General features: G+C 63.7%; 17 protein-coding genes. 6 read left to right on the top strand and 11 right to left on the bottom strand.

What is annotated here, in order from left to right; translation table 11 throughout:
- Positions 1–123: 123 nt before the first annotated feature.
- Together BLP76_RS05415 and BLP76_RS05420 are read right to left on the bottom strand one after the other, a co-directional pair.
- Positions 124–825: an SDR family oxidoreductase gene (locus BLP76_RS05415; protein ID WP_200170569.1), complete on the bottom strand. Its 702-nt coding sequence runs from the start codon at positions 823–825 to the stop codon at positions 124–126.
- Between the two features lie 186 nt (positions 826–1011).
- Entirely contained in the window at positions 1012–1875 is an 864-nt protein-coding gene (locus BLP76_RS05420) for an SDR family oxidoreductase (protein ID WP_092810407.1), read from the bottom strand.
- 110 nt (positions 1876–1985) lie between these two features.
- Between BLP76_RS05420 and BLP76_RS05425 the strand changes: the two genes are divergently transcribed.
- Entirely contained in the window at positions 1986–2879 is an 894-nt protein-coding gene (locus tag BLP76_RS05425) for a LysR family transcriptional regulator (protein ID WP_092810409.1), read from the top strand.
- Between the two features lie 39 nt (positions 2880–2918).
- Here the strand turns inward: BLP76_RS05425 and BLP76_RS05430 are convergent, their stop codons facing one another.
- Together BLP76_RS05430 and BLP76_RS05435 are read right to left on the bottom strand one after the other, a co-directional pair.
- Positions 2919–3290 carry a SecDF P1 head subdomain-containing protein gene (locus BLP76_RS05430; RefSeq protein ID WP_092810411.1) on the bottom strand — a complete coding sequence of 124 codons (372 nt, stop codon included), beginning with the start codon at positions 3288–3290 and terminating at the stop codon, positions 2919–2921.
- A 96-nt stretch (positions 3291–3386) separates the two neighbouring features.
- The gene (locus tag BLP76_RS05435; protein ID WP_139163696.1) at positions 3387–4055 is read right to left on the bottom strand and encodes a hypothetical protein; all 669 of its coding nucleotides are present in this window, start codon (positions 4053–4055) and stop codon (positions 3387–3389) included.
- Positions 4056–4234: 179 nt separating this feature from the next.
- On the opposite strand from BLP76_RS05435, the gene BLP76_RS05440 reads away from it, so the two are divergent.
- Positions 4235–4648, top strand: a complete 414-nt coding sequence (locus BLP76_RS05440; RefSeq protein ID WP_092810415.1) for an ASCH domain-containing protein — start codon at positions 4235–4237, stop codon at positions 4646–4648.
- Positions 4649–4766: 118 nt separating this feature from the next.
- Here the strand turns inward: BLP76_RS05440 and BLP76_RS05445 are convergent, their stop codons facing one another.
- Positions 4767–5783, bottom strand: coding sequence for an NADP-dependent oxidoreductase (locus BLP76_RS05445; RefSeq protein WP_092811308.1), 1017 nt, complete (start codon positions 5781–5783; stop codon positions 4767–4769).
- Between the two features lie 152 nt (positions 5784–5935).
- Here BLP76_RS05445 and BLP76_RS05450 point away from each other — a divergent pair, with 152 nt between their 5' ends.
- A complete protein-coding gene (locus BLP76_RS05450; protein WP_092810417.1) occupies positions 5936–6484 on the top strand; it encodes a TetR/AcrR family transcriptional regulator in 549 nt (182 codons plus the stop codon).
- 57 nt (positions 6485–6541) lie between these two features.
- Here the strand turns inward: BLP76_RS05450 and ptsP are convergent, their stop codons facing one another.
- Genes ptsP through dhaK form a run of 3 tightly spaced genes read right to left on the bottom strand, consistent with a single transcriptional unit; the run spans position 6542 to position 10808 of the window.
- On the bottom strand, positions 6542–9082 hold the full coding sequence (gene ptsP / locus BLP76_RS05455; protein WP_092810419.1) for a phosphoenolpyruvate--protein phosphotransferase: 2541 nt from the start codon (positions 9080–9082) through the stop codon (positions 6542–6544).
- Positions 9079–9738: a dihydroxyacetone kinase subunit DhaL gene (gene dhaL / locus BLP76_RS05460; protein ID WP_092810421.1), complete on the bottom strand. Its 660-nt coding sequence runs from the start codon at positions 9736–9738 to the stop codon at positions 9079–9081. Before dhaL ends, ptsP begins: the two co-directional genes overlap by 4 nt.
- 2 nt (positions 9739–9740) lie before the next feature.
- Complete coding sequence (dhaK, locus tag BLP76_RS05465) at positions 9741–10808, bottom strand: dihydroxyacetone kinase subunit DhaK (RefSeq protein WP_092810422.1); 1068 nt, start codon at positions 10806–10808, stop codon at positions 9741–9743.
- 695 nt (positions 10809–11503) lie between these two features.
- Here dhaK and BLP76_RS18920 point away from each other — a divergent pair.
- Positions 11504–12217, top strand: a complete 714-nt coding sequence (locus BLP76_RS18920; RefSeq protein ID WP_200170570.1) for a hypothetical protein — start codon at positions 11504–11506, stop codon at positions 12215–12217.
- Between the two features lie 71 nt (positions 12218–12288).
- Here BLP76_RS18920 and BLP76_RS05475 read toward each other — a convergent pair whose 3' ends face one another.
- The 3 genes from BLP76_RS05475 to BLP76_RS05485 all read right to left on the bottom strand — a co-directional run bounded on the left by BLP76_RS05475 (position 12289) and on the right by BLP76_RS05485 (position 14528).
- Positions 12289–12951 (bottom strand): cytochrome b/b6 domain-containing protein, encoded by a 663-nt coding sequence (locus BLP76_RS05475; protein WP_200170571.1) that lies wholly within the window; start codon positions 12949–12951, stop codon positions 12289–12291.
- Between the two features lie 94 nt (positions 12952–13045).
- Positions 13046–13501: a c-type cytochrome gene (locus BLP76_RS05480; RefSeq protein WP_092811310.1), complete on the bottom strand. Its 456-nt coding sequence runs from the start codon at positions 13499–13501 to the stop codon at positions 13046–13048.
- 340 nt (positions 13502–13841) lie between these two features.
- Positions 13842–14528 (bottom strand): protein phosphatase CheZ, encoded by a 687-nt coding sequence (locus tag BLP76_RS05485; protein WP_092810424.1) that lies wholly within the window; start codon positions 14526–14528, stop codon positions 13842–13844.
- A gap of 172 nt (positions 14529–14700) precedes the next feature.
- Between BLP76_RS05485 and BLP76_RS05490 the strand changes: the two genes are divergently transcribed.
- Both BLP76_RS05490 and BLP76_RS05495 read left to right on the top strand, forming a co-directional pair.
- Complete coding sequence (locus tag BLP76_RS05490) at positions 14701–15084, top strand: response regulator (protein WP_092810425.1); 384 nt, start codon at positions 14701–14703, stop codon at positions 15082–15084.
- Between the two features lie 641 nt (positions 15085–15725).
- Complete coding sequence (locus BLP76_RS05495) at positions 15726–16394, top strand: response regulator transcription factor (RefSeq protein ID WP_092810426.1); 669 nt, start codon at positions 15726–15728, stop codon at positions 16392–16394.
- Positions 16395–16428: the final 34 nt, after the last annotated feature.

The raw sequence follows: 16428 nt of genomic DNA on the forward strand, positions 1-16428 counted from the left end.
CCCTGCGAACATCACTCGAATCCCGGCCTTGGCCAAAGCGGTCGAGACCAACTTCACGTACGTCAGCTCTCTGCCATTTTAATACGAAACCAGACATTCCGCTTTCCACCCGTCCCAAGCCATCTATGGGGCGGTCGTGATGGGCTGAAAGGAGACCTGCAGATTTCGAGTTACGCAAGCGGAAACGGCCGCCTCCGAATGAACGGGCTTGTACAGGAACGCCGTGCGGCCGTCCGTCTTTGAGATGACCAGGGCAGCGTATTGCCTCGCCAATCCAGATAACGGTGTTCCCGGCATCCCGTATTGGCTTTCAGCACCTCGACCATCCCGGTCACTCTTTCCTCGACGCTGATCTCCGCCGCGACCGTCCCATCCAGCGCGCCCATGGCGGTGGCGACCCAGCCGGGATGGATCGACAGGACGGTCAGCCCGGTGTCGGCACGGATCGTGCGGGGCGAGCATGTTGCGGGCCCGATAAAGGCCCAGCTTCAGGCCCGGCTCCGTGTTTATCGCGATGCTTGCGCGGTGCGACGACATCACGGCGAGCGTTCCGCCCTCGTTCAGCCGGTCCAGCAAGTGATGGGCCAGGCGGATGGGACCGAAGCAATTGGTCATCATGATATCGGACAGTTCGTCCTCGGTCGCCTCAACAACCGAGTTGTGCAGCGGACCGTAAACACCGGCGACCAGGAAAATGACGTCAAATGTGCCGATTGCAGCGCGCAGCGGCGCGATGTCGTCGGCCCGCGTGACATCGATCGGAAACGGGCCGGCATAGATCGGTGGGCGGATGGTCGGCGTGACGACCATCTTGCCGTCCACCATGACGTCGATCTTTTCTTGCCGATGGGCCAGGCTTCATGGACGGTCTGGCGAAAAGCTGCCCTTCGGCTTTCGACCCGTCTCTGCCCTTCATGGCTTCCTCTCTGCGTCTTCAAAGCGGAGGTCGGGCCGAGACGACAGCGCTCCGCGCAAGCGGAACGCTGTCAGGTCTGTCATGGCCGGTCCAGGCTATGCAGCGAGGGCGGCGGCAGCATCGCGGTACGAATGGAGCGGGCGACCGAGAAGGGCGACAAGACGCTCGCGGTCGCCTTCGTCCGGGATCATGCCGTCGCTGACGTAGCGCTCGGCCATCAGACGCATTTCGTAGGCGGTCCATTTCGGCATGATGGTCGCCATGTTCGCTTCGAAGCCACTCGGATCATCCCCGCCATAGACAACAGGTCGTCCGAGCACGTCGGTCCAAATCTGGGCGACGTCCGCGCCCGTCAACGTGTCCGGGCCGACCAGGTTGATGGTCTTCATCGGCAACGGACCAGGTGCCTCCTCGCGGCGCATGAGTTCGATGGCGGCGGCCCCCGCGATATCGCGGGTATCCACCATGGCAACGCCCTTGCTGCCGATCGGCATCGGGTAGACGCCGTGCTGAAGGATGACGTCGCGCACCATGACTTCGTTGTCGATGAAATAGGTCGGCCGCAGGATCGTGGCGCCGAAGCCCATCGTTTCGAGCATCCGCTCGGCGCCGTACTTCACGGCGAAATGCGGAACGTTGACAGCACGATCGGCGTCGAACACCGAAAGGTAGACCACACGATCGATACCGGCCTCGCGGGCGATGTTCAGCGCGATGATGGCTTGCGTGAACTCGTCCCCGGTGACCGCATTCAGCAGAAAGAACGAGGTGACGCCAGAGAAGGCGGCGCGCAGGGCGTCAATGTCGAGAAGATCGCCCTTCACGACCTCGACGCTGTCGTCGAAATCGGCCTTGGCGGGATCGCGGGTGAGGACGCGAACCTTCGCGCCGCGCTCGACGAGTTCACGAACGAGATGGCGGCCGACACGGCCAGTGGCTGCGGTGACGAGAATGGTCATGTTCTTTGCTCCGTTTGGGTTTCAAGCCGTTTGGCTAAGACCCAAATTACTGATCCATTTATGCGCCAATAGCCGCTATATTGAGACCCTCTGTCTCGCTGGTGGAACACATGGATCTCCTCGCTCTCGCCGATTTCAACCTCGTGGCCAGGCATGGAGGGTTCGGAAAAGCCGCCCGCGCATCCGGGCGCCCGAAAGCGACATTGTCGCGACGCGTCGCGGAATTGGAAGCCGCGCTGGCCTTGCGTCTGTTCGAACGGGGAGCTCGCGACCTCAAGCTGACCGAGGAAGGGCGTGCGATCTACGAGCGGACGTCGGCGCTGCTCATCGATCTGGAGGAGACGACTGCGGCGATCGCCTCGGGGGGCGGGGCCGTGCGCGGTCGGCTTCGCGTCAGCGCACCGCTTCTGTTCTCGCAGATGGTCATGGGCCGGCTCGCCGCGCAACTTGCGCTCAGATACCCGGACTTACGGCTCGAAGTGACCTCCGACGATCGCGCGGTCGACATGATCGAAGAAGGCTACGATCTCGTCATTCGGGTGAACCCGGCTCCCGACGAAAGCCTGGTGGGACGCGCCTTCCTGCGCGATCGGCTGGTTGTCGCGGCGAGCCCGTCGATGAAGCAGCCGGGAGACGGCGACGTCCTTCCCGTCGTGATCCGTGGATTGTCCGGGCAGAACGAAACCTGGGAGGTGGCAACGTCGCGAGGGCGACGCGCAATGGCGACCGAACCGGTGCTTCGCCTGTCGTCACTGCCGATGGTTCGCGATGTGATCCTTGCGGGGGTCGGCGCGGCCAAGCTTCCCATCTCGCTCGTGAAACGGGATTTTGACGAGGGCAGGCTCGTTCATTGGGGCGACGTACCCGGTTCGGAGATCACACTCTGGGCGCTCTATCCGTCGCGGCGTCTTCTCAGTGCGCGGGTTTCCGCGTTCCTCGATCTCCTGAAGGAAGCGTTTCCCACCGGCAGCCCAGACGAATTGGCCGCCTATAGCGCACATTGAACTCTCGGATCGAACATGATGTCCGCGTCTCAGTCGGTGCTACTCCGCCGGGGCGACGGTGAGGATGGCGCGGCCGCTTTTCAATCGCTCGGCCAGATCCTGGCTTTTGGCCTGGCTCTCCGAGCCGCCGATCGGGAGAGGGCCGCCGTAGATCGGTGAGCGGATCATCGGCGTGACGAGCACCTCGCCGTCGACCATGACCTTGATCTGCTGCTGCAGATGAACCTGCGTGAACTGGGCGAAGGCTTTCGCGCTGTCATCGTCGAGACGGATGACGACCTCCCATTTCTGGCTCGCCTCGTTGAACATGGTTTCGGCCTCTGCCAGCGACAGCGCGAGCATGTCCGCAAGGGCGTGCGTCGGGAGAAGGCCGGCCAGGAGGGCGGCGGCGAAGATTTGTCGTGTCCGCATGGGTTTCCCGGGTTCGATCGTCAGACATGAGAATGCGCAAAGGCGCGGCGCATATATGGCGGCCATCGGAGGCACCGGCACGATCGATGCGTCCGCCTAGTCTCCGAGGATGATTCCGGCCCGTCTCAGCCATGCTTCGGGGTTGGCGGATTGCGAGGTTCCGCCGGCTGCGCAGACCAGGGGACGTACCTCTCGATTGGGAGGCCATTCGACCTTCGCCTTGTCGAGCGCCGCGAAATCGCAAAAGACCGGGCTCGTTTCTACGAACTGCGTGGGAAAGCCTTCGATGATGCCCGTCACACAGGAAAGCTTTTCCTCTCCATGCCCGGGGCACAGCAGCCAGACGAAGCTCATCAGCACGACGTCGCTGCGATAGCGAAAGGAGCCGTCGGGATCGACAATTCTATCGCCCAGTTCTGGCTCCATGGATCTTGCGACGTAGAAGCCGTGAAGGGCGGATCGTTGCGCTTCGGCGATCTCAATGGTGCTGCTGGTGGCGACGTTGAGGATGGCGCGGACCGTGGAGCTTGGGCAATTCGTATCCGGCACGGGCGAGCGTCCATTGCGCAGGCCGCTGAAATAGTCGAGCCACGGGCCGACCTCCTCGATGCGTTCCAGGACGAAAGTTTGCCGCTCGCAGAACGCCTTTGCCGCATCGAACGGCTTCGCCTCGGCGGCTTGTGCCTGGATCGCAAAGAGGGCTGCGGCTATAGCCGCAAACAAAGCGGCCCCCCACGATATAAAGAGCTGCTTTGGCTGAGGCATGTCTTCCTTCCTGCTGTCAGAAGAGGAGCTTTCCGCCGAGGGTCTGAGTTTTCTGCCATGAAACGTCAAGTTCGCAATTCGGTCATGCTCCGAAGCGATATGCAAGGCGTCGGATGTGCCATATCCAGCGGGGCTTGGTGGGGCCCGGCGGGGCTTGGAGAGCTGGAGGGAATGCGCTGATGTCTGAGGAATTGGCGGAGCTGAAGCGGCGGTATCCGGGGGCGGAGACGTTCAAGTTCGGCGACAGCGCCGAGTTGTGCGCAGCACTTGTCGCGCTGGTGCGCGCCGGCAAGAAGGTGGCGACCTGCGGCGCGCTGCGGGACTATCAAAACGGCGAGACGATGCCCGCCATCGGGCGGCGGGATATCGCCCTCAATTGGGACGACACGCCGGCGCTCGTCATCGAGACGGCCGAATTGGTGGAATGCCGCTTCGACGAGGTGACGGAGGCGATGGCGCTCGCCGAAGGCGAGGACGACAGCCTGGAGGGATGGCGCGCGGGCCATCGCGGCTATTTTGAGCGCAATGGCGGATTCTCGCCGGATATGCCGATCCTCTGGGAGCGGTTCGTTCTCATTGAAGATTTGGGCTGAGAGAAGATTTGAGCTGAGAGGAAGCCCGGGCGCTCGCTCGCCCGGGATCTCAAGCTCCTGCATTCAAGGCAGACAGAACGGCGGTCTGGTGAGGGGCGGGCCCGGCTCCGGACCGGTTTCAGGCAATGGTGAGGACGATCTTGCCCTGGATGTGGCCCTCCGCGGCGCGCTCATGCGCCTGACGCGCTTCGGCGAGCGGGAAGGTGCTGTCGATTTGCGCGCGAAAGGTACCGTCGTCGAGGAGGCGGGCGAGTTCGGCAAGCTGCGCACCGCTTGAGCGCACCTGCGTCGCGGAGACCGTGACGCCGCGCTTTTCGGCCTCCTCAGTGCCGGAAAAGCCGAGCGGGAAGATCGGAAAGAGGGCGCCGCCGGGTTTCAGGGTGGCGAGGAAGCGGCCGGTTTTGGCGCCGCCGACGGCGTCGACGCCGAGATCGAGATTGCGGACGACCGCCTCGGGCGCGGTTTTGGTGTAGTCGATGAATTCATCGGCGCCGAGATCGCGCAGAAAAGCCTCGTTGCAGCCGGAGGCGGCGGCGATGACATGTGCGCCCTGCCACTTTGCGATCTGCACCGCGAAATGCCCGACGCCGCCCGCCGCGCCGTTGACGAGCACTCTCCTGCCGGCAAGCGGGACCGGGCGATGCTGCGCCGGCTGCAACGGGTTCGGCTCATCGTGGCCGAGATCGATCAGAAACTGCCAGGCGGTCAAAAGCGACATCGGGGCGGCGGCGGCATGGGCGTGATCGATGCCGGCGGGCTTTCGTGCAAGCTCGGACGCCGGCACGGCGACATATTCCGCGTAGGCCCGGCTTTGTCCCGCAAGACCTTCGGGAAAGCGCACCATCGCATAGACGTCGTCGCCCAGGGTGAAACCTTCGGCATCGCGGCCGAGCGCTTCGACGGTGCCGGATATGTCGGTTCCCGGAATGGCCGGGAAGTCGACCTTCGGCTGCCATTCGGGCGGCAGCATGCTGTAGCCGTCGCGCAGATACCAGTCGGGCGGGTTGAGGCCGATCGCATGAACGCGCACGAGGACTTCGCCCGGGGCCGGGGAGGGTTTCGGCGCATCTTCGTAGCTGAGCACGTCCGGCCCGCCGAAGGCGTGGAAGCGAACGGCTTTCATTGTTTCGGGCATGGTCTCGGGCATGGTCTCGGCGGTCGACCCGCTGAACGTCTCTGGGAGCGTCTCTGGCGACATGGCTTTCACCCTTGCGGCAAATCGGATAGGAATATCCGGAATGGTGCTCCATATATTCGGAGCGGCGTTCCGCTTGTCAAGGGGAGAGAATGCGAGCCGACGCGAAGAAGAATTACGCGCAGCTTCTGGCTGTCGCACGCGACGTGGTCACCGAGGACGGTGCAGAGGCCTCGCTGCGCGACATTGCGCGCCGGGCCGGCGTGGGATTCGGGACGCTCTACCGCCACTTTCCGAGCCGCGAGGCGCTGCTCGACGCGCTGCTGCGCGAGAGCTTCGATGCGCTGACGGTGCGGGCCGCGGAGCTTGAAGCGACGCAATCATCGGGGGAGGCGCTGGTGACATGGCTGCACGAAGCCGTTGCCGTCGCCCACAATTTCCGGGGGGCGATCGAGGCGATGGTGGCGGCGATCGCCGACGAGGGCTCGGCGCTTCACGCCTCCTGCCAGGAGATGCATGCGGCGGGCGGGCGGCTTCTCGCCCGGGCGCAGGCGGAGGGCACGGCGCGCACCGATCTCGACGGCACGGACTTTTTTGCGCTTTTGAGTGCGCTCGCCTGGCTGCGCGATCAGCCGGCGCTTCAGGCGCGCGCCGATCATCTTTTCGATGTGATCGCCGGCGCCATCCTGACGAAGGGGTGAGGCGCCGGCGGGGTTCTTTCGGAGCGGGCGCAGGCCCGCCCCCGGCTTGGCCCGGTTTCAGGTCGTCTCGATCTCGTCCAGGAAGGCCGCGACGCGTTTGCGGACGGCTTCCGCGCCGTCGAGTTTTAACACTTCGGCGGCAAGTTCTTCGCAGGCGGGTTTTGTGAGACGGCGGATGGTGAGCTTGAAGCTGCCGATATCGGTGGGCTTCATGCTGAACTCGTCGAGCCCGAGGCCGAGAAGGACCGGGGCGGCGAGGCGGTTGCCGGCCATCGCCCCGCACATGCCGATCCAGATGCCGGCCTCGTGGGCGGCTGCGATCGCGCGGGCGACCATGCGCAGGACGGCGGGCTGCAGCGGATCGGAGAGCTTTTGCACCTTCGGGTTCGCCCGGTCGGCCGCCATCATATATTGCGTGAGGTCGTTGGTGCCGATGCTGAAGAAATCGACTTCCGGGGCGAGGAGGTCGGCCATTTCGGCGGCGGCCGGCACCTCGATCATGATGCCGATTTCGAGCTTGTCGTCGAAGGGCTGGCCGGCCTTGCCGAGCCGGTCTTTGACCGCCTGAAGCCGATCCTTGGCGGCCCGCAGCTCCTGAAGCGTTGCGACCATCGGGAACATGATGCGCACGGGACCCTCGACGCTTGCCCTGAGGATCGCCGCGAGCTGGGTGTCGAAGAGCGCCGTCTCGTCGAGACTGTAGCGCAGGCCACGCCAGCCGAGATTGGGGTTTTCCTCCGCCGGCCGGTCCATATAGGCGACCGGCTTGTCGCCGCCGATATCCATGGTGCGCACGGTGAGGGGTTTGCCCTTCAGACCGGCGATGATGCGCTTGTAGATCTCCGTCTGCTCGTCCTCGTCCGGCGCCGCATCGCGGTCCATGAAGAGGAATTCGGTGCGCATCAGGCCGATTTCTTCCGCGCCGCTGTCGGCGACGGCGGCGAGCTCTTCGAGCGCGGCCATGTTGGCGGCGGCACGCACGAGGTGGCCGTCTTTGGTTTCGGCCGCGAGGTCTTTGGCCGCTTCCGCTTCGGCGCGAAGAGCTTCGAAGGCGGCGCGGTCGCGCTCCATCTTGGCGATATCATCCGGATCGGGCTCAAGATCGAGCCGGGCCTTGCCGCCGTCGAGCAGGACTTTCTGGCCGTCTTTCACGCCGTTCAGTCCCTCGCCGAGAGAGAAGACGACGGGGATCGAGAGATTGCTGGCCAAAATGCCGGCATGGGAGGTTTCGCCGCCGACGGCTGAACAGATGCCGAGAACCGACGTGTCGGCGAGGCGCAGGACGTCGGAAGGGTGCAATTCGTGAAACGCCAGAATGGCCGGCTCGTCGGGGAGGGCGGAGGCCGCCTCGTCGCCGATGAGAAAGCGCAGGACGCGCTGGCCGACATCGACGATATCGGCGGCCCGACCTTGCAGGAGCTTGTCTTCGAGGCCGGAATAGGTGTCGGCGAGCTCCGACATCGTCTCCTGCCAGACGGAGGCCGCGGCGAGTTTTTCGGAGCGGATGCGCTCGCGCACGCCGCCGGTGATTTCCGGGTCGTGGAGATATGTGATGTGGGCGGAGAAGATCTGGCGATCGTAGTCGCTCAAGCTGTCGCCCATCGCCTGCATGGCGGCCTCGATCTCCGCCTCTGCCTCGGCGAGCGCTTTGTCGAAACGCGCGATTTCGGCGTCGGGATCGTCGATCTTGGCCGCCTCGATCGTCGGCATTTCCTGGCGGACATGATGGAGAGGGCCGAGGGCGAAGCCCGGGGCGATGGTGATACCGGTCAAAGTGTCGGTCGCTTCCGGCGCCTCTGAGGTTCCGGCAGAGGGGGCGGCTTGGGCCTCGGACGGGGCCGGCGCGGAGGGCGCGGGCGCCTCGGCCGGCACCTCGTCGTCTTCGCCGAAATTGTCCTCGACGAGGCGGCGCATCGCGGCAAAGACCGCATCTGCTTCTTCCGGTGACGCGGTGAGGCGGACGTGGTCATTGCCGGTGACGGCCGACAGCATGATGCCGTTGATGCTCTTGGCGTTGACCGGCTTCTTGCCCTTGGTGAGGTTTTCCAGGCGGATGTCGCCATCAAAGCCGTTCATCGTCTGAACCAGCAGCGAGGCCGGGCGGGCATGCAGGCCGTGATGGTTGCGGATGACGAATTCCTCGGCCCTGGTGTTGCTGTCGTCCCTGGCCGCAGGCGCGTCGGTTTCCGCCGTATCCGCCTCGGGGGCGGCGACGGCACCGGCTTCCTGGGCCTCGCGCATGACGTCGGCGAGCTTGCCGCCGGAGGCGATCTGGACGGCGGCCGCGAGAACGCCTTCCACCAGCGGCGCGTCGCAGAATTTTACCTTTTCCTGCTCGTCGGGCTCCAGGAGGTCGATCGCCATGTCGGCGCTGAGCTTCGCCGAGCCCAGATCGGCGAAGATCAGGACGCCTTCATCCGACATGACCTCGTGGATCGCCTCCAGGACACGGATGCCATCCGTGCCCAGAGGGTTTTCCGGATCATCGACGCCGCCGGCCGCAGCGATCGGGATCTCGACCTGGGTCATCCCATCGGCGAGTTCCTTCACGCCCTCGGCAAGCCTGGCGCTGTGCGAGACGACGACGATACCGATCATTGCGACGTCTCGGCAACCGCCTCGGCGAGCGCACGGATGATCAGGTAGCTCGAGGTTGCGCCCGGATCCTGATGGTCGATGCTGCGTTCGCCGAGATAGCTCGCGCGGCCGCGCTGCGCCTGCATCGGGATCGTCGCCTTCATGCCTTCTTCGGCGGCGTCGGCGGCGGCTTTCAGCGCTTCGACGGCGCTCTTGCCCTCCGCAACCGCAGCCTTCAGCGCTTCCGCGGCCGGGATCTGCGCGTCGAGCATGGTCTTCATGCCGGGTTCGGCGCGACCGCGCTTCTTCACCCCGGCGATGCCGTCTTCGAACATCGTCACGAGATCGGCCGGCTCAAGTGCGGCCTTGCCCGCAAAGGGTTTTCCGGCATCGAGGAAGAAGGTGCCGTAGAGCGGCCCGGAGGCACCGCCGACCTTGGAAATCAGCGTCATGGCGACGGCCTTCAGGACGGCGCCCACATCTTCCTTGTCGGAGAGCGTCGCAACCACGGCCTTGAAGCCGCGGTCCATGTTGTTGCCGTGATCGGCATCGCCGATGGGGGAATCGAGCTCGGTGAGGTAGGCGCGCTTTTCGGCGAGCACCTCGGCGCTCTTCTGGAGCCAGAGGCGGATGGCGGCGGCCGAAACGGCCGCCTCGCTGTTCGTGGTGTCGCTCATGGTCACACACCCCAACGCAGGGCCGGCGTGTTCACCGGCGCATCGTAAAGGCGCAGGATCTCCTCGTCGGCCTTCACCAGCGTGATGGAGACGCCCGCCATTTCCAAGGACGTAATGTAGTGGCCGATGAGCTTGCGCACGATCTTCACGCCGTGCTTTTCGGCGACTTCGGCGAGCTTGGCGTAGACCGTGTAGAGCTCCGAGATCGGCGTCGCGCCCATGCTGTTGACGATGGCGATCACTTCGTCGCCGGACTGGAAGGTGATGTCCTTCACTTCGACGTCGACCCAGTCGCCCTTCTCAGAATCCCATTCGGTCAATTCGCGCGTATAGGCGCCGTCTTCGAGAATGCGGGTCGCCAGAATCTCGGTGATCTCGTCGGCGCTCTTGATCGGCATACGCTCGGTTCCGGGTTCGCCATGGATGCCGATGCCGATTTCCATCTCGTCTTCGGCGAGTTCGAAGCTCGGCGTGCCGTTCTGCGGCGTGGTGCAGGGGGTGAGCGCCATGCCCATGCTCTTGCCGTGGATGTTGACCTTCTTGCAGAGGGCTTCGAGGCGATCGAGATCGTAGCCTTCCTGCGAGGCCGCACCGCAGACCTTTTCCGCGATGACGGTGGTGCCGAGGCCGCGCCGGCCGGCGGTGTAGAGCGAATCCTTCAAGGCGACATCGTCGTCGATGACGACGTTGCGCACATCGATGCCTTCGTCGCGCAGGAGATCGGCGGCCATGCGGAAGTTCAACACGTCGCCGGTGTAGTTCTTGATGATCTGCAGGATGCCCTTGCCGCCGTTCACGGCCTTGCCGGCTTCATACATCTGATCGGGCGTCGGCGAGGTGAAGGTCTGGCCGGGGCAGGCGGCATCGAGCATGCCCATGCCGACATAACCGCCGTGAAGGGGCTCGTGGCCGGCACCGCCGCCGGAGACGACGGCCACCCGGTTCTGAACGCCGCCGGCGACGGCGACGTAATTCGGGTCGAAATGGACCTCAATTTCAGGATGGGCGAGGCCGAACCCCTTGAGCTGTTCCAGCGTCACGTCTTCGGCGTTGTTGATCAACTTCTTCACGGCTTGTCTTCCTTTTCAGGAGTGGGGAGCTTGGGTGGCGCGGAGATATCGCGCCTCTGCGCCGGGCCTCGGCCCATGACACAGCATCTGCCTCTCGGCACGGAACGGCCTTCATGACGCGCGGCGGGTGAACCGCGGTCGGTCGTCGGGTCCGAGATGAAGATAGGGGAGGAGAGGGCGTTTCGAAGACCCGCGCTGCGTCGCGCCTGTGACGGCGGCGCGCCTTCGCCCTCCGGCGGGGCTGCGTGCGGCCGGTCATTGGAACGCGAAGCTGCGGGTGAACGGGAAGTCGCGGGGGAACGGGAAGCTGCGGCCGTGCGACGGGGCGGACGAGCCGAAGCGGCGCGAGCCCTCTTGAAGATGAGAATGGCGCGTCTGGCGCCGGATTTTCCAAAAAATAACGTCGATATCGGAGGCTTTGCGCCCGCTGAGCTTACTTTTTCAAGTATAGATCCCGACACCATACGCCTATTCTCTACGATGACATCAATTTTCCCGTGGAGATTGAGATGTCATGCGTATGCACCTAGCGTAATAGACCTTCGTAACTGTCATATAGTCATGCAAAACCGGGGGCAAGGTGTAATTGATTGAAATCAAATGGACATCCCGGGGAGCTTCGGCCTGTGTGCGGGGCATGCGGGGCACTGGGCCGTTGCGGGGCAACCTTGCCGCGCCGCGGGCGTTCCGGAGCGATGACGCGCTTTTCTTCTCTTTCCTTTCTCCCGCTCGTTCTCCTCGTCGGCCTTGCAGCCTGCTCTCCGGACGCAGATCAGCAGGAGGCGAACGGGGCTTCTTCGCAAACCTCGGAAAGCCTGGCAGGTGCTACGACCGGCGCGGCTGCGGAGCCTGAAAAGGCGGCAGCGGCGGCGAGCGGGGCGGCGGCGACGGATGCACTTGGCGCGGCGTCCGCAACAGGAGCCGATTCATCCTCCGGGGCCGGGTCGACCCCAGCTTCCGCACCTGACACGTGGTCCGGAAAAGTGATCGGGCTTGAGGGGCTCGGCGATCTCAAGATCGGCGAAGCGGTGCCGGAAGGTGGCAGCTTTGCGGAGCGGGGGGCGCAGACGAGCGAGGCCTGCCGCACGGTGAGTTCGCCCGATTATCCCGGCGTTTATGCGATCGTCGCCGACGGCAAGGTGCAGCGCATCACGGTCGGTCAGCGCTCAGACGTCAAACTGGCCGAGGGTGTGGGCGTCGGCTCCACCGAAAAGGAGGTGCGGAGCTGGTTCGGCGGCTTCCGCGAGGAGCCGCACAAATATGAAGAGGCGCCGGCGAAATATCTGACCGCGCCGAACGCCGAAAGCGGCAGTTCGGCGCTGCGCTTCGAGATCGGCCGGGACGGGAAGGTGAAGCTGTTTCATATCGGCGTGATGCCGTATCTCACCTATGTCGAGGCCTGTGCGTGAGGCCGCTCACGGAAGGTCCGAGATCCCATCCGGCGAGACGGCCCGCGGGGGGAGCCCGCGGACCGGGTTTCTCACAGGCCTTTCTTGCGGCCGGTGAACATCGGCGTGATCAGGTCTTCATGCTTGTAGAGCTTGTAGAACACGATCGAGGCGATGTGGACGCCCACCATGATCAGGAGCAGCGTCGAGAGGGGTTCGTGCCATGAGAGCGCCTGCCGCGCCGTCTCGATGGAGACGTATTTGGCGAGCGGTCCGGCATTGATGTAATCCTCCGGATCGGCCAGCAGGCCGGTGCCGATCTGCATCGCGAGCACGATCAGAACGCCGACGATGAAGAGGGCGCCGAGAGGATTGTGCCCCGGGCAGTTCGATGGCTCGCGCGAGGCGAAGTGGCTGGCATAATGCAGGATTTTGCGCGGTCCTTTGACGAAGTTCACGAAGCGCGCATTGGCGGACCCGACAAAACCCCAGACGATGCGGATGACGACGAGAGCCGCCACCGTGTAGCCCGCGTAAAAATGCAGGGTCATCTCATCCGGGCCGAATTTGCCGAGACCCCAGGCTGCCGCGAAGGCTACGACCAGGGCCCAGTGAAAGATGCGCACCACCGGATCCCAGACGCGGATCTCCTCGCCGGCCTGCAAGGGCGCGTGGTCGGAGGTCTTGTCCTGATGTGGGATGCCGCCGGAGGGGCGGGGGACTGAGCCCCGGCCCGGTTCGCTCATTGTCGACATTTTTCAGATCCCTTGGGTTTCTCGTTCCTCGGGTTCGAGGATCGCCTGGTCCAGACCTTCTCTGAACCAGGCATCCCAGGCTCGAAATTCCGGCTCAGAAGTCCTTGGCGCGGAAATCGTCGTGGCAGGATTTGCAGGTGCCGCCGAGCTTGCCGACCGCCGGACGCAGCTGGTCGAGGCCTTCGCCGGCGACGGAGTTGAGGTTCTGGACGGCGGCGACATAGGCCTCGGCCTTTTCCTGCACGCCTTCCATGTTCTCCCAGATCGCCGGCAGAGCGCGGGTCTTGCCGGGCAGGTCGGCATTGGAGGTGCCGGGAGCGAGGAGGGCTGCCATCGAATAATGCGTCAGCGCCTCGAGGTTGGCAGCATGGGTTTTGGCGGCCTCGGCGTCATAGTCTTTTTCGCCCTTCGCCATGGCGGCGAGGTCGTGCATCTCGAGGCCGAGAAGGCGGAAATAGCCGATCCGGGCCTCGGCCACATCCTGCGGCGACTGGGCAAGCGCCAGGCTCGGAGCGGCAAGGACGGCGAGGGAAAGGAGAAGTCTACGCATCATAATATCCTTCGGGTGATTTTCATTCAGGTGCGAGTTCGCAAAGCTGCGAAATCCGCGGAGGTGCCCCGTCCCCGCCGGGCCGGTTTTGCCAATACATATCGAGACCGGAATGCGACACCGGGACACCCCACGAAAGGCGTAGGCCCGGAAACGGCGGTTCTCTGCGGAAGTCTCCGTCGCCGCTCACGAAGTTGTGCGGAATCCGTGATGCGCCAAAAGAAAACGCCCGCGCGAGGCGGGCGTGTGCGAAGGCTCAAAGGTGGTTGCCGAAGGGCCGTTCAGGCGGTTTTCAGGCGGCTTCCCCGGACGGCTGCGATGCTTTCGGCCGGGGAAGAGGTCAGTTGAAGAGGGAATCGATGTCGTCCTGGGAGACGACGTTCTCGTCGCTCTTGAGCGCCGGACCGTTGAGGAGAGCCTCGTCGCCCTCTTCCTCCGGCTCGTCCTCGGCATGCTGCTCGAAAGACGTGGCCTCGCCGGACCAGATCTTCAGCATCTTTTCGATGCGGCTTTCGATGAATTGCAGGAGGTTGACGACCTTGGAGATGCGCTGGCCGGTGATGTCCTGAAAATTGCACGCCTCGAAGATGGCGATACAACGCTCATTGATCGCCTGCAGCTGGGCGCGCTCGTCATCGCCGAGCGTCTTGCCGAGCTTTCTGGCGATGTCGTCGATCTCTTCGGCGGAGGTGAGGATCGTCTCGGTGGCGCCCTCCGTGTCGGCGACGACGGCATCAAGCTCGTCGGCAGCGCGGTTGAACTGCTTGGAATCGACAGCCTTGGCGTGGATCGACGCGATTTCTCCGCGCGTATCGCGGATGGCGTGCTGAATGGACTCGACGCCAAGCCACAGCTTCTGCTGATCGGCGACGACCTCATCCTGCTTGCCGGCGATCTGCCGAAGCTCGGAAAGCTCGGTGAAAATCTTGTCGAGGCGAAGTGCCAGGCTGAGCTGCTCTGTGGCGTGCTGTGCCCAGGCTTCCTGCTCGGTCACATCCTTTTTCGCGGCGGCGCGCTGTGCGGACATACGTGTACCCTATCCCATCAAAGAAAGTGGCGACTGTATATTCGAAGGGCCGAAAAGAGAAAAGATAGCGGGGGTTTGCGGCGCAAGCCTGGCGCAAGTCAGTTCAATTTAAACACACCTCGATCCCGCCGGAGATAGCGGTGCAGTTTAGATTCTATACGGAGCGCGGCGAATGTCGTTGAACCTTTCCATGCCGATCCTCGTCGTCGACGATTACAAGACGATGATCCGCATCATTAAGAACCTGTTAAAGCAGCTCGGCTTCGAAGATATCGACGAAGCGGCCGATGGCAGCGAGGCGCTCAACAAGATGAAGGAGCGCGAATACGGCCTCGTCATCTCTGATTGGAACATGGAGCCGATGACCGGCTACGAGCTTCTGAAGCAGGTGCGTGCCGACGACAAGCTGAACGCGACGCCGTTCATCATGGTCACCGCCGAGGCGAAGTCGGAAAACGTCATCGCCGCCAAGAAAGAAGGCGTGAACAACTACATCGTGAAGCCGTTCAACGCGCAGACGCTGAAGGGCAAGATCGAAGCCGTCTTCGAGAACTGATCACCTGCCGCAGGCCTGACCTTCAAGGCCTGGCCTTCAAGGCTTGGGCTGACGCGTCGGTTGTGATTCCGGATTGTCTTTCCGGAGGCTTTCGGCGCAACCTTCTCAACGACCGCCGCTCCTCTCACTCTCGCGGTCGTCCGCGCGGCTGCTTCGGCAGCCGCGCGCCCCACACATCCCTCCTCTTTCTTCCCCTCTTTTCAGGTCTTTTTTCTCCCCTCCGCGCCCGCGTGTGGGTCTGACCTGCCGAGATCGTTCCTATTTGAGTCCAAAATACAATCTAATCGCCCCGCTTCCGGGGTGATCGGGCGCGGTCGGCCGTCCTTTCGGCTGGAAAACCGTGGCGCATCGGCAACAATCCGGCCCCTCGAGGCCCTCGATCGCCCTTCTCGCGCGCCAGACGCGCGTTGCGCGCCGCCCGAACCCCTCTGAAAACCGCAGAAATCCGGGCTTTTTTTGGCCCCCGAATGGTAACATTTTATTATCCAGCATTTTGGAGTGAAACGTCTCCGGCAACGGATTCAGTTCTGATTGAGTGGAGCGAAGTTGATCGGTACTTCCAAACCCATCGGAGCCGCAGTTCTCCAGCAAGAAATACTGCGGAATACGGAAAATTTTAATTTAAATACCGAGGGTGCGAGATGTACGTCGTTGTTGATCCCCGGGCAGAGGTCGCTGCCGGTTTCACGTCCATGTTCAGCCGCGAAGGGCTTTCTGCCGTCGGTTTCGACTCCGGCGAGTTCCAGGAATGGTTGACGACGGCCGCTGAGCGGGATCTGTCGGCGGTGCAGGGCTTCCTCCTCGGCGATTTCGCCGACCGGCCCAACTATCCGAACCTCATCCGCAGCCATTCGCGCGCCCCGATCATCGCCTTGAGCGACGTGCGCTCGCTGGAGCAGACGCTGGAGCTCTTCACGGCCGGCATCGACGACGTGGTGCGCAAGCCGATCCATGTGAAGGAGATCGTGGCGCGTTCCGACGCTGTGTGGCGCCGCATGAACGGCCCGAAGCAGGAGGTCGAGAGCGACCGGCTGAAGATCTTCTTCGACGGCCGCGATCCGGAAGTCGACGGCGAGCCGCTCGCCCTGCCGCGCCGCGAGCGCCATATCCTCGAATATCTGGCGAAGAACCGCATGCGCCGCGTGACCAAGTCGCAGATCTTCAACGCGATCTACGGCGTCTTCAACGACGACGTCGACGAGACGGTGGTGGAAGGCCACATCAGCAAGCTGCGCAAGAAGCTGCGCCTGCGTCTCGGCTTCGAGGTGATCGATGCGAAGCGCTATCTCGGCTATCAGTTCGTCGCCTGATCGGCGGCGAATTTTCCCCGAGAAGACCGAGATT

It is taken from the genome of Afifella marina DSM 2698 (assembly GCF_900102695.1).
GTDB lineage: Bacteria > Pseudomonadota > Alphaproteobacteria > Rhizobiales > Afifellaceae > Afifella > Afifella marina.

Coding starts and splice junctions, on each gene's coding strand:
- BLP76_RS05415 (WP_200170569.1), bottom strand. CDS start 825: ATGGTGGACGGCAAGATGGTCGTCACGCCGACCATCCGCCCACCGATC.
- BLP76_RS05420 (WP_092810407.1), bottom strand. CDS start 1,875: ATGACCATTCTCGTCACCGCAGCCACTGGCCGTGTCGGCCGCCATCTC.
- BLP76_RS05425 (WP_092810409.1), top strand. CDS start 1,986: ATGGATCTCCTCGCTCTCGCCGATTTCAACCTCGTGGCCAGGCATGGA.
- BLP76_RS05430 (WP_092810411.1), bottom strand. CDS start 3,290: ATGCGGACACGACAAATCTTCGCCGCCGCCCTCCTGGCCGGCCTTCTC.
- BLP76_RS05435 (WP_139163696.1), bottom strand. CDS start 4,055: ATGCCTCAGCCAAAGCAGCTCTTTATATCGTGGGGGGCCGCTTTGTTT.
- BLP76_RS05440 (WP_092810415.1), top strand. CDS start 4,235: ATGTCTGAGGAATTGGCGGAGCTGAAGCGGCGGTATCCGGGGGCGGAG.
- BLP76_RS05445 (WP_092811308.1), bottom strand. CDS start 5,783: ATGCCCGAAACAATGAAAGCCGTTCGCTTCCACGCCTTCGGCGGGCCG.
- BLP76_RS05450 (WP_092810417.1), top strand. CDS start 5,936: ATGCGAGCCGACGCGAAGAAGAATTACGCGCAGCTTCTGGCTGTCGCA.
- ptsP (WP_092810419.1), bottom strand. CDS start 9,082: ATGATCGGTATCGTCGTCGTCTCGCACAGCGCCAGGCTTGCCGAGGGC.
- dhaL (WP_092810421.1), bottom strand. CDS start 9,738: ATGAGCGACACCACGAACAGCGAGGCGGCCGTTTCGGCCGCCGCCATC.
- BLP76_RS18920 (WP_200170570.1), top strand. CDS start 11,504: ATGACGCGCTTTTCTTCTCTTTCCTTTCTCCCGCTCGTTCTCCTCGTC.
- BLP76_RS05475 (WP_200170571.1), bottom strand. CDS start 12,951: ATGTCGACAATGAGCGAACCGGGCCGGGGCTCAGTCCCCCGCCCCTCC.
- BLP76_RS05480 (WP_092811310.1), bottom strand. CDS start 13,501: ATGCGTAGACTTCTCCTTTCCCTCGCCGTCCTTGCCGCTCCGAGCCTG.
- BLP76_RS05485 (WP_092810424.1), bottom strand. CDS start 14,528: ATGTCCGCACAGCGCGCCGCCGCGAAAAAGGATGTGACCGAGCAGGAA.
- BLP76_RS05490 (WP_092810425.1), top strand. CDS start 14,701: ATGTCGTTGAACCTTTCCATGCCGATCCTCGTCGTCGACGATTACAAG.
- BLP76_RS05495 (WP_092810426.1), top strand. CDS start 15,726: ATGTACGTCGTTGTTGATCCCCGGGCAGAGGTCGCTGCCGGTTTCACG.